Genomic DNA, 12,671 nt, shown 5'->3' with positions numbered 1-12,671 from the left:
TCAGGTCCGCGGCAGGGTGACCCCGGTCTGGCCCTGGTACTTGCCGCCGCGATCGCGGTACGAGGTCTCGCAGACATCGTCGGCGTCGGACTGGAAGAACAGCATCTGCGCCACGCCCTCGTTGGCGTAGATCCGCGCCGGCAGCGGCGTGGTGTTGCTGAACTCCAGCGTCACGTGCCCTTCCCACTCTGGTTCGAGCGGGGTGACGTTGACGATGATCCCGCAGCGCGCGTAGGTGCTCTTGCCCAGGCACACCACCAGGGTGTCGCGCGGGATGCGGAAGTACTCCACCGTGCGCGCCAGTGCGAAGCTGTTGGGCGGGATGATGCACTCGTCGGCCTCGATGTCGACGAAACTCTTCGGGTCGAAGTGCTTGGGATCGACGATCGTCGAGTTGATGTTGGTGAACACCTTGAACTCGCGCGAGCAGCGCACGTCGTAGCCGTAGCTGGAGGTGCCGTAGCTGACGATGCGCCCGCCGTTGGCCTCCTTCACCTGCCCCGGCTCGTACGGCTCGATCATGCCCTGCTGTTCCGCCATCCGCCGGATCCAGCGGTCGCTCTTGATGCTCATGCGATGTTCCCTGCGGCCGTTCGGCCCGATTCCGACATTGTAGGGCGGGCCTCGGCCCGCCGGAACCGTCGACACGCAGCGCAACGGCGGGCCAAGGCCCGCCCTACAGCAGCGACGCGGAAATGCCCCGCGCCGCGCGCGGGCGCTTCGACAGTTCCTCGACCAGCCTGCGCGCGGTCCCGCGGTAGGCCGCGGCGGCGGCGGACTCCGGCGCGGACGCCACGATCGGCACCCCGGCATCGCCCTGCTCGCGGATCCCGATCTCCAGCGGCAGCGAACCCAGCAGCGGCACGCCGTACTGCGCCGCCATCCGCTCGCCCCCGCCCTGTCCGAACAGGTGCTCGACGTGCCCGCAGTTCGAGCACACGTGCTGGGCCATGTTCTCGACCAGCCCCAGCACCGCCACCTCCACCTTCCCGAACATCCGCAGCGCCTTGCGCGCATCGAGCGTCGCCACGTCCTGCGGCGTGGTCACCACCACCGCACCGGCCACCGGGATCTTCTGCGCCAGCGTCAGCTGGATGTCGCCGGTCCCCGGCGGCAGGTCGACGATCAGGTAGTCCAGCCCCTCCTCCCCGCCCCAGAGCGTGTCGTTGAGCAACTGCGTCAGCGCCGAGGTCGCCATCGGCCCGCGCCAGATCATCGGCGTGTCGGCCTCCACCAGCAGCCCGATCGACATCGCCTCGATCCCGTGCGCCCGCATCGGCGCGATCGACTTGCCGTCCGGGCTGTCCGGCTTGCCCGACAGGCCCAGCATGGTCGGGATGCTCGGGCCATAGACATCGGCATCCAGCACGCCGACCCGGGCGCCGTCTGCGGCCAGCGCCAGCGCCAGGTTCACCGCCGTGGTGGACTTGCCGACGCCGCCCTTGCCGGAGCCCACGGCCAGGATGTTGCGTACGTGCGGGAGCGGCGAAAGCCGGGGCTGGACCGCGTGGGAATGGATTGCCATGGAGGCCGGGCAGCAACTGTGAACGATGGCGGGCAGTCTACCCCGCCCGCACTGCGTTCCCGGTCGTCGCAGGCATCGCATGCCGTCCACATGCGCGATCCAACGCGCTGGCGCGCAGATACGCCATGTTCCATGCGGCTGCGTCGCCCCATCCGGCAACGCAGCCGCTACTATTCACGCTCGACAGCCAGGTTCCCGCGGCTCCGGCCAGTATCCGGCGCCGCAGCGGGACGGCCAGAACCTATCCACACTGAATTCAGTATTCCGGGGGCGTGATGATGAAACCGAAGTTCCTGCAGGCCGCTGCTCTCTCCCTGTGCCTGGTGGCAGGCAGCGTGCCGGCAGCGCAGCCCATTCCGATCGAATCGTTCGCGCGCCTGCCGGACATCCAGTCGGTGTCGATGAGCACGGACGGCAAGAACCTGGCCGCGATCGTCGCGCTGCCCGGGTCCAACAACCGGGACACCGGCGTGGCGACCTGGGACCTGGACAACCTGGACAAGGGGCCGACCATCACCCCGTCCGGCGACCGCATGAAGTTCATCGCCACCAGCGCGATGAAGGCCGACCGCATCCTGGTCATCGGCCGCCAGGAATGGACCGGCCAGCTCGCCGGCTGCGGCGAGGGCCGGACCACCGGCGCCACCAAGACCTTCGTGACCAAGGCCTATCTCGGCGACACCGGGCACAAGAAGTTCTCCGACGCCTTCGCCGACAACACCCGCCGCATCGGGGTGTCGGAAGACATGCAGCGCTGCCTGGAGATCGCCGGTACCGCGAACCTGGTCAACGGCCTGCCGCTGGACCCCGACAACGTCATCATCCAGCAGCTCAACAGCACCACGCTGGGCAGCAACTTCTATCTGTACAACCTGCGCACCAACGAGACCAAGCTGCTGTTCCGCGGCGGCGGCCGCACCAGCCCGGGCCTGTTCAATCCCCGCAACGGCGAAGTCCTGACCCGGACGGAGATCGAGCCGATCGGCGGCAGCGAGTTCGAACAGCGCATCCTCATCAAGAACCCCAAGAGCGGCGAGTTCGAGGTCCATGCCAACCTCACCCGCAAGGTCAGCGAACGCTACACCGTGGGCATCACCGGCATCGACGAGCAGACCGGGAAGTTCTACGTGCTGACCGACCTGTTCTCCGACCAGGTCCAGGCCTGGATGTACGACCCGACGACGCGCAAGTTCGACGACGAGGCGCTGGTCGCGCACCCGGAGTTCTCGATCAGCGGCCTGATCCTCGGCTCGCAGCCGAGCAATTTCAACAAGGTGCTCGGCTTCATCGTCGACGGCCCCCAGCGCGAGGCCACCTACGTCGATCCGGACATGGCGTCGATCCAGGCTTCGCTGAAGCAGGCGTACCCGAACCAGTCAATCGCCATCAGCGGCTACAACAACGACTTGTCCCGCGTCCTGTTCTCCGCGAGCAGCGCGCAGAATCCGCCGGCCTACGGCCTGCTCGTGGATCGCAAGCGGGTGATCGCGCTCGGCAGCCAGCGCCCCTGGCTCAAGCCGGCTGACATCGGCGAGCAGAGGTGGGTCACCTACACCGCCCGCGACGGACTGAAGATCCCCGCCATCCTCGACCTGCCCGCCGGCTGGACGGCGGGCGACGGCCCGCTGCCGACGATCATCCATCCGCACGGCGGCCCCTGGTCGCGCGACTACGCCGGCTGGGACGGGTCGGGCTGGGTTCCGTTCCTGACCTCGCGTGGATACGCCGTGCTGCGTCCGCAGTACCGGGGCTCTGCGGGGCTCGGCCACAAGCTCTGGCTCGCCGGCGACGCCGAATGGGGCCAGAAGATGCAGGACGACAAGGACGATGGCGCGGCCTGGCTGGTGAAGGAAGGCATCGCCGATCCGGACCGCATCGCCATCTTCGGCTACTCCTATGGCGGCTTCGCCGCCGCCGCCGCGGTGGTACGTCCGAACAGCCCCTACCAGTGCGCGATCTCCGGTGCCCCGGTGACCGACCTGACGCGCCTGGGCCGGACCTGGAGCGACAACCACCTGCAGCGCATCCTGCAGGGCACGACCGTCACCGGCATGGACCCGATGCGCAACACCGACAAGGCCAACATCCCGGTCCTGCTGTTCGTCGGCGATCGCGACGTGCGCACGCCCTCGCTGCACGCAAGCAACTTCTACAATGCCGTCAAGGACAAGGTCCCGGCCAAGTTCCAGCTGATCCCCGACCAGCCGCACAGCATGCCCTGGTACTACCGGCACCACGAGACGATGCTGGGCCTGATGGAAGACTTCCTCCGCAAGGATTGCGGGCCGGGCGGCCTGTAGGCTTCTCCAACATCCCACGACGCGCAAAAGGGCCCCGGCATGCCGGGGCCCTTGTTTTGCGTCACGAAAGGAGGAATGGAATCGTCGGCAATTGCAACGCACAAACCTGCCTACCACGGGATGTTTGCCGAACAGCAACGAAAGGTTTGCGAATTGCTAACAGCCCCGCTTATACTCGGTTAACGTGGACATAACATCACGTTAGTCTCACAACATTAAACGGGGATTCACCAACATGCGTGGAAATACCAATAAGCGCAACGTTTTCAAGAAGTTGCCATTGTTCGTAGCAGTCGCCGGCTGCCTCTACGGCACCGTCGCCATGGCCCAGGAACAGGCCGCAGAGCCGCAGGAGGCCGAGCAGGCCGAAGCTGAAGCTCAACCCCAGACCCGGGCCACCGAGCTCGAGAAGATCACCGTCACCGGCTCGCTGCTGCGCCGCGTCGAGTACGACACGACCTCGCCCGTGCAGGTCATCACCGCCGACACCAACGTCTCGGTCGGCCAGGTCGATACCGCCGAGTTCCTGCAGAAGTCCAGCGTCGCGGCCGGCTCGACCCAGATCAGCCACCAGTTCGCGGGCTTCGTCGTCGAAGGCGGCACCGGCGGCCAGTCGGTCGACCTGCGCGGCCTCGGCGCCCAGCGCTCGCTGGTCCTGCTGAACGGCCATCGTCCCGGCCCGGCGGGTACCCGCGGCCAGGTCGGCGCGTTCGACCTCAACGTCGTTCCCTCCTCGATCCTGCAGCGCGTGGAAATCGTGAAGGACGGCAGCTCGTCCATCTACGGCTCCGACGCGGTCGCCGGCGTGGTCAACCTGATCACCCGCAAGAACATCGACAGGCCCGAGATCACGGTCAGCACCCGCGCCCCCTTCAACGGCGGCGGCGAGGTCTTCAACCTCTCGGCGGCCAACGGCTGGAACTTCGACAACGGCTCCATCGTCCTGGCGGGCGAGTACTACCTGCACAAGCCCCTGAAGTTCGGCGACCGGCGCTTCCTGCGCTGCGCCGAGGACCTGGTGTGGGATGCCAACGGCAACCGCATCGACCGTGAAGACCGCTCGATCAATGCGGGCACCCGCCTGGAAGGCTGCCTCAACAACGGCATCATCAACGGCGTCGACGACTACTTCACCGGCGTCCGCTACGTGCCCTCGCAGGACGGCTCGACGATCGGCCTGCTGCCGGGCTACGTGCCCAACGTGTCGACGAACTACGCCAACTCGCCGCGCGCCGGCCACATGCAGGTCCTGGCCAGCGAACTGTGGAACGACGTGCAGCTGATCGACCGCCAGGAGCGGTTCAACGTCTTCGCCAGCTCCAGCTTCTCGTTCGGCAACGTCAACTGGGATACGGAAGTGCTGCTGAACCGCCGCACCACCGACACCCACCGCATGCGCCAGTTCTTCCCGATCGTGGAAGGCCCGGTGCCGTCCGGCTACGCCATGCCGATCATGCCGTACAACTCCGACCAGAGCATCGAGGTCAACTACGGCTACATCAACACCGGCCTCGACGGCCTGTTCGGCTTCACCGACACCTGGGCCTGGCAGGCGGACCTGTCGTACTCCCGCTCCGACGGCGACTACAGCGTCGGCGCCATCTCCACCGCCCTCACCGGCGACCTGGGCCGCGCCAACAGCGGCACGACCCGCATCGACTACTTCCAGCCCTGCATCCTGAGCGGCGCGTGCATGGACCAGCTGGAGGCGGCGATCGGAAAGTGGCACACCGGCAATACCGTCTACGACCAGTTGGTGTTCAGCGGCGTCGTCACCGGTGAGCTGTTCAACCTGCCCGCCGGCGCGGTGGGCGCCGCGATCGGCGTGGAATACCGCGACTTCAGCATCCACGACCAGCCCAGCGAGATGGAACTGTCCGGTGACTTGTGGGGCCAGAGCAGCGCCCAGGTGACCAAGGGCGAGGACAAGGTGAAGGAAATCTACACCGAGATCGAAGTCCCGCTGCTGAAGGGCGTCCCGGCGTTCGAGTCGCTGGTCTGGAACGTGTCGGGCCGCTGGTTCGACTACGACTCGGTGGGCGATTCGGACAAGGTCTGGAAGACCGGCCTGAGCTGGCAGATCGTCCCGTCGTTCCGCGTGCGCGCCACCAAGGGCACCTCGTACCGCGCCCCCGGCCTGTACGAGCTGTATCTGGGCAACCTGTCGGGCTTCCTCGCCCAGACCGCGATCGACCCGTGCATCCGCTGGGGTGAGTCGAGCAACGACAACATCCGCGCGAACTGCGCCGCGATCGGCATCCCGGACGACTACACCGCAGCCGGCAGCTCCTCCGCCGAGGTCTTCCAGGGCGGCGGTGCGGGCTTCCTGACGCCCGAGCGCTCCAAGGCGCAGACGGTGGGCCTGATCTGGACCCCGACCTTCGCACCGATCAGCGTGGCGCTGGACTACTTCGAGTACGACGTCCAGGGTCAGATCAGCACGCTGACCGCCGCGAACATCGTGGGCGGCTGCTACGGCGCACCGACGTTCCCGAACAACTTCTGCGACATGCTCGAGCGCAATCCGGCCGGTCATCCGCAGGCGCACATGATCACGGACGTCTACGCGACCTACATCAACATCAACAAGCAGAAGACCCGCGGTTACGACCTGCTCGCGCGCTACGACAACGACTTCGCGTGGGGCAAGCTGGAGCTCGAGGCTTCGTTCACCTACACCACGGAGAACTACTACCTGCTGTTCAGCAACTCGGCTGAAAGCGGCCAGACCCGCGACGACCTGACCGGCTACATCGGTTTCCCGGAGCTGGTGGGCAACCTGCGCGCCGGCGTGACGCGCGGCGACTTCACCTACACCTGGTTCATGGACTACGTCGACGAGACCAGCAACTTCGATCTCAGCCCGACGTTCACCTACCAGGGCATGCCGAACGCGCAGCGCGACATCTGGGCCGACTCGCGCGTCTACCACGCGTTCTCGCTCCGCTACAACCAGCCGAAGTGGTCGATGCTGGTCGGCGTCCGCAACGCGTTCAACGCACTGCCGCCGGTCGTATCCAACGGCGTCGCCACCCGCTACGGCAACGTCCCGGCGTTCGCCACGCAGTACGATCTCTACGGCCGTACGCTGTTCGCTCGCTACAACTACAAGTTCTGATCGCGAGCATCGTTGCAATGCAGGACCGGAAGCGGCGCGCAAGCGCCGCTTCCTTTTTGCGCGCCCGCCGGGCACGGCGGGCGGCGGTACGCATCCCGGTCACATCGGCCGCGGCACCGCGTCTTCGTATTGCCGGCCTGGCGCTGATCGACTGCGATGCGCGCCGCCGTACCATTCCATATCCCGGAACATTCCCGACCATGCACATCACGCGCCTGATCCCATCGCTCCTCGTCGCACTCCTGCTCCTGCTGCCGGCCGCCGCGGCGCCGGGTGCCGACAAGACCAAGCGCCAGGACCCGACCATCGACCCGTTCATGGTGGCCGCCGGCTTCCTGGACGGCCATCCGGACCTGCTCCACCGTTCGCGCGGGCTGGACGCCTACGCGGAGAAGGACCATCCGAAGGCGATCCAGGCGTTCAGGCGCGCGGCCTACTACGGCGACAAGCCGTCGCAGGCCATCCTCGGCGAAATGCTGTGGATCGGATGGGGCTCGGACGTGGACCGCGCGCTCGCCTGGGTCTGGATGAGCCTGGCGGCGGAACGCGGTTACACCAGCTTCGTCGAGAAGCGCGAGCTCTACTGGCAGCAGCTGGACGAACACGAGCGGGCACGCGCGGAACGAGAAGGCCCGGGCATCCGCGCCGAATACGCGGACGAGGTGACGGAACCGCGCCTGGCCCAGGTCCTGCAACGCGAGCTGAGGAAAATGAGCGGAAGCCGCCTGGGGTCCACCTCCAGCCCGGTGCAGATCGTCGTGCCGGGCGTCGGCACGATCGATTCGACGCAGTACTACCATCCGAGGTACTGGGACCCGCAGCAGTACCGGGCATGGCAGGATTCGATCTGGACCAATCTGCGCACCGGTCGCGTTCACGTTGGCGACGTGCAGCAGGTTCGCGACGCCTCTACGCCCCCGGACGACGGGGCTCAGGACAGCCCCGAACCGGGTCCGCGGCAGCCGGCCGACGGGGAGAATCCGCCCCGCTGATACCGGACGAGGCCACGCGCCCGTTTCCCGCCTGAACGCCGTGCGATCGTCATTGTCCCGGGCGATCTCGATGCTGTACAAGACACGTGGCCGCGAACGTGCCGGTTCGTGAGGTTTCATCATCTTTGGAGGAATGACCCGATGCACAAGATCCTGACGGGTGTCTTCACGACCGCCCTGCTGGCGTTCGCGCTGCCCGCCCACGCCGCCGACCCCGCCGAAGGCCGCTGGAAAACCATCGACGACCAGACCGGGCAGGCGAAGTCGGTCGTCGAGATCAAGCAGAATGCGAACGGGACGCTCAGCGGGCGCATCGTCGAACTGCTCAATCCCAGCAAGCCCAATCCCGCCTGCGACAAGTGCAAGGACGACCGCAAGGACAAGCCGATCACCGGCATGGAGATCATCCGCGGCATGAAGAAGGACGGCGACGCCTACGCCGGCGGCACGATCCTCAAGCCCGACGAGGGCAAGGTCTACAAGTCGAAGATGAAGCTGATCGACGGCGGCGGCAAGCTCGAGGTGTCGGGCTGCGTCGCCTTCATCTGCAAGTCGCAGGTCTGGCTGCGCCAGTAGGCCACGGCCCCGTTCCGCACGGCAAAGGCCCGGCATCGCCGGGCCTTTCTCGTTCCGGGCCGGTCCGGCGGGCCATGCGATAATTCGCGGCCCCCGCAAGCAGCCGCCCAATGCCACGCCCCGCCATCGTCACCAGCGCCCTGCCCTACGGCAACGGCCACCTGCACATCGGCCACCTGGTCGGCTACATCCAGGCCGACATCTGGGTCCGCGCCCGGCGCATGGCGGGCGGCACGGTCCATTTCGTCTGCGCCAACGACACCCACGGCACACCGATCATGCTGGCGGCGGAAAAGGCCGGGGTGGCGCCGGAAGACTTCATCAAGGTCACGCAGGCCAGCCAGGAGCGCGACTTCGCCGACTTCCGGGTCGACTTCGACTGGTACCACTCGACCCATTCGCCCGAGAATCGCGAGCTGACCGGGCGCTTCTACGCGGCGCTGGAGGCCGGCGGCCATATCGACCGCCGCTCGATCGAACAGCTCTACGACCCGGTCAAGTCGATGTTCCTGCCCGACCGCTACGTCAAGGGCACCTGCCCGAACTGCGGCGCGCAGGACCAGTACGGCGACAACTGCGAGGTCTGCGGCGCGACCTATTCGCCGACCGAGCTGAAGAACCCGCGCTCGGTGGTCTCCGGCGCCACGCCCGAGCTGCGCGCGTCCGAGCACTTCTTCTTCAGGGTGGGCGACTTCACCGAGGTGCTGCGCGCGTGGCTGGAGGGCGATGTCGGCATTCCCGGCGTCAAGGCCAAGCTGCGCGAGTGGATCGACGCCGAGGGCGGCCTGCGCGACTGGGACATCTCGCGCGACGCGCCCTACTTCGGCTTCGAGATCCCGGGCCATCCGGGCAAGTACTTCTACGTCTGGCTGGACGCGCCGATCGGCTATTTCTCCAGCCTGCTCGCGCTCGCGCGCAGCGGCAGGAAGGCCGGCTTCGACGAGGCTGCGTTCGAAGCCATGCTCAGGCCCGGCGACCATGCCGAGCTGCGCCACTTCATCGGCAAGGACATCGTCAACTTCCACGGCCTGTTCTGGCCGGCGGTGCTGGACGGCAACGGCCTGCGCATGCCCGAGCGCCTGCACGTCAACGGCTACCTGACCGTCGACGGCGCCAAGATGTCGAAATCGCGCGGCACCTTCGTGATGGCGCGCACCTATCTCGACAGCGGGCTCGACCCCGAAGCGCTGCGCTATTACTTCGCCACCAAGTCGTCGGGCGGCGTCGACGATCTCGACCTCAACCTGTCGGACTTCGTCGCGCGCGTGAACAGCGACCTCGTCGGCAAGTTCGTCAACATCGCCAGCCGCTGCGCGAAGCTGCTGCAGGGCCAGTTCGACAACACCCTGGCGGCGGGCACGCCCGACGGCCTGTCCGAAGGCTGGGCGGCGGAGTCCGAAGCGCTGCTGGCGACGGTGCTGGAGGCGGCGGCGCAGGCGCCGGCGCTGTACGAACAGGGCAACTTCGCCGCCGTCGCCCGCGGCACGATGGAAGCGGCCGACCGGGTCAACGAGTACATCGCCCGCACCGCGCCGTGGGCGCTGGCCAGGGAGCCCGCGCGCCGCGGCGACCTGCACCTGGTGCTGTCCACCGCGCTGCAGGCGTTCGCCGACATCGCCGCCACGCTCAAGCCGATCCTGCCGACGATCTCCGCGAAGGTGGAACAGTATCTCGGCGTCGAGCTGCGGCCGGGCGCGCGCAGCGACCTGGCCGGACGCACGCTCGCCGCCTACGCGCCGCTGTTCACCCGCATCGACCCGAAGCAGATCGACTCCATGACCGAAGCCTCGAAGGACACCCTGGCCACCGCCCCCGCACAGGCGCCCGTGGGAGCGGCTTCAGCCGCGACCGCGACGGCCGTTGCAAAGACCGAAGGGAAAGCGCTCGCGGCTGAAGCCGCTCCTGCAGGTGAGTACGTGTCCATCGACGATTTCGCGAAGCTCGACCTGCGCATCGGCAAGGTGCTCGAGTGCGGCTTCGTCGAGGGTTCGGACAAGCTGCTGCGCTTCCTGCTCGACGCCGGCGAACTCGGCCAGCGCCAGATCTTCTCCGGCATCCGCGCCAGCTACGGCGAACCTTCGATGCTGGTCGGCCGCAGCGTGGTGTTCATCGCCAACCTCGCGCCGCGCAAGATGCGCTTCGGCGTCAGCGAGGGCATGATCCTCTCGGCCGGCTTCGACGGTGGCGCGCTGGCGCTGCTGGATGTCGATGCCGGTGCGCAGCCCGGCATGCCGGTTCGTTGAAGATCGGCTTCCAGGCTCTGTAACCGTCATTCCGGCGAAAGCCGGAATCCATTTTGATCTTGCCGTTGTTTTCTGCTTCTTCCCAAAATCAAAGCAAGAGCCACGGCAAAATGGATTCCGGCTTTCGCCGGAATGACGGCTTGGCTTTCGCCGGAATGACGATCACGAGGGATTCTTCCGCCCTGCGATCACATGAACACCCATAGCCCCGACCTCGTCGAACGCCTCGACCGCCTGCTGCCGCAGACGCAGTGCGGGCAGTGCGGGTTCGACGGCTGCAGGCCCTATGCCGAGGCGATGGCGCATGGCGATGCCGGCACGGAACGCTGCCCGCCGGGCGGGGATGCCGGCGCGCGCGCGCTCGCGCGCCTGCTCGGCCTGCCCGCGGCGCCTTACGACCGCGGGCGCGGCGCGCACAAGGCCGCGCAGGTGGCGATCGTGGTGGAGGCCGACTGCATCGGCTGCACCAAGTGCATCCAGGCCTGCCCGGTCGACGCCATCGTCGGCGCGAGCAAGCTGATGCACACCGTCGTCGCGCCGCTGTGCACCGGCTGCGAACTGTGCGTGCCCGCCTGCCCGGTGGACTGCATCGAGATGCGCCCTTCTCCCGATACCGGACCCGGGCCGGCGCAGGCACCGGGCGGTTGATCCGGGGCCGTATCCGGCCGCTCGTCATCCCCGCGAACGCGGGGATCCATGGACGTCGAGCCTTTGAAACGCAAAGTCCATGGATTCCCGCCTTCGCGGGACTGACGGGGCAATGCCGGGCTTACCTCACGGCACCCGCGGCAGCGCAGGCCGAACAGATGCGTTCGACCTCGTAACCCTTCGCCCGCAGCTTCTCGACCACGCCGTCCTCGCCGAGCAGGTGCAGCGCGCCGACCACGACCAGGGTGTCGTCGGTCCCCGGCGCCTGCAGTTTCGCCTCGAGCTTGGGCACCCAGGCGTCGTTGCGCTCGACGTTGATGCGCCGGTACAGCTTGGGGAACTGCTTGCGCATCTCCACCGCCATCTCGTCCCACATCAGACCGGCGTCGCCCGCGCGCCATGCGGCATGCAGCTTCTCGATCTCGGCGCTGCCCTCGTCGGCGCTCTTCAGCGCTTCCTGCAGGAACTGCAGCTGTTCGGTCCGGTCCATGCCGTCGAGGAAGGCGACCTGTTCCGCCCCGGTTTCCAGCCCCGAAGTCGGCTTGCCGGCCTGGCTGGCCTTCTGCGCGAGGTTGGCGTCGAGCCCCAGCGTGGGGTCGAGCCCGGCCTTGCCCATCTCCACGATGGACACCATCAGCGCGACGAACCACGGTTCGAACAGCTGCAGGACCTGAGGGGTCAGCTGCAGCTTCTGCAGATCGGCCTCGTTCGCCTGCAGCCACGCCGCCAGCGCCTGCTTCGTGTCGTCCGGCAGTTCGCTGTCGAGCTGGGTGCCGTCGGTGCGCAGCGCGGCCTGGCCCATCTGCATGCCCAGCGCCGGCGAGCCCAGCTCCTCCGGCGGGATTTCGAACACCAGCGTCTCGGCGTCGGCGAACGCGGCGTCGACGTCGCGCGACAGCGGGTAGTCGCCCGGCTTGAGCAGGTGGAACGAGCCCAGCAGGTACAGCGAGTTGTCGTCGTCCGAGACCTTCCACAGCAGCGGGACGGGCGCGCCGTCGCGCGCGGCATCGGCGTGCACGCCGCCGGCGAACGCCACCAGGGCCGCGACGGCCAGCGCGGAGCGGATCAGGGAGCGGGGCATGTTCCAGCGCAGTCGCATCGTGTGTCCTTGTGGTGTGTGGCTACGGGTTTCCATGACAGGATGACCGGCCCGGATGTGACGAGGCGGTCGCCGGAAGCTTCAGTCTTGCCGCTGTCATCCCGAACGCAGCGAAGGATCTGCTTCCTGCCAACACTATCAGGGGCGGTAAAAGCAGATTCCTTGCTGCG

General features: G+C 67.4%; 9 protein-coding genes. 6 read left to right on the top strand and 3 right to left on the bottom strand.

Annotated features, from left to right (window positions below):
- The gene (gene dcd, locus FQY83_RS00760) at positions 1-573 is read right to left on the bottom strand and encodes a dCTP deaminase (protein ID WP_146384204.1); all 573 of its coding nucleotides are present in this window, start codon (positions 571-573) and stop codon (positions 1-3) included.
- Between the two features lie 103 nt (positions 574-676).
- Positions 677-1,525 carry an iron-sulfur cluster carrier protein ApbC gene (apbC, locus tag FQY83_RS00755; protein ID WP_146384202.1) on the bottom strand — a complete coding sequence of 283 codons (849 nt, stop codon included), beginning with the start codon at positions 1,523-1,525 and terminating at the stop codon, positions 677-679.
- Positions 1,526-1,803: 278 nt separating this feature from the next.
- On the opposite strand from apbC, the gene FQY83_RS00750 reads away from it, so the two are divergent.
- From FQY83_RS00750 to rnfB, 6 genes are all read left to right on the top strand, one after another.
- Positions 1,804-3,825 (top strand): alpha/beta hydrolase family protein, encoded by a 2,022-nt coding sequence (locus tag FQY83_RS00750; protein ID WP_238333354.1) that lies wholly within the window; start codon positions 1,804-1,806, stop codon positions 3,823-3,825.
- A gap of 280 nt (positions 3,826-4,105) precedes the next feature.
- On the top strand, positions 4,106-6,943 hold the full coding sequence (locus tag FQY83_RS00745) for a TonB-dependent receptor plug domain-containing protein (protein ID WP_337678293.1): 2,838 nt from the start codon (positions 4,106-4,108) through the stop codon (positions 6,941-6,943).
- Between the two features lie 17 nt (positions 6,944-6,960).
- Entirely contained in the window at positions 6,961-7,935 is a 975-nt protein-coding gene (locus tag FQY83_RS00740; protein ID WP_146384197.1) for a tetratricopeptide repeat protein, read from the top strand.
- 141 nt (positions 7,936-8,076) lie between these two features.
- Positions 8,077-8,511, top strand: coding sequence for a DUF2147 domain-containing protein (locus FQY83_RS00735; protein WP_146384195.1), 435 nt, complete (start codon positions 8,077-8,079; stop codon positions 8,509-8,511).
- A gap of 110 nt (positions 8,512-8,621) precedes the next feature.
- Complete coding sequence (gene metG, locus FQY83_RS00730) at positions 8,622-10,754, top strand: methionine--tRNA ligase (RefSeq protein WP_146384193.1); 2,133 nt, start codon at positions 8,622-8,624, stop codon at positions 10,752-10,754.
- Positions 10,755-10,946: 192 nt separating this feature from the next.
- Positions 10,947-11,402: an Rnf electron transport complex subunit RnfB gene (gene rnfB / locus FQY83_RS00725; protein WP_146384191.1), complete on the top strand. Its 456-nt coding sequence runs from the start codon at positions 10,947-10,949 to the stop codon at positions 11,400-11,402.
- Between the two features lie 121 nt (positions 11,403-11,523).
- Here rnfB and FQY83_RS00720 read toward each other — a convergent pair whose 3' ends face one another.
- Positions 11,524-12,483 (bottom strand): TraB/GumN family protein, encoded by a 960-nt coding sequence (locus tag FQY83_RS00720; RefSeq protein ID WP_146384189.1) that lies wholly within the window; start codon positions 12,481-12,483, stop codon positions 11,524-11,526.
- Positions 12,484-12,671: the final 188 nt, after the last annotated feature.

The sequence above is a fragment of the Luteimonas marina genome (assembly GCF_007859325.1).
Classification (GTDB): Bacteria; Pseudomonadota; Gammaproteobacteria; order Xanthomonadales; family Xanthomonadaceae; genus Luteimonas; species Luteimonas marina.
The sequence above is the reverse complement of the archived record's forward strand: the minus strand, read 5'-3'. Positions and strand labels throughout refer to the sequence as shown.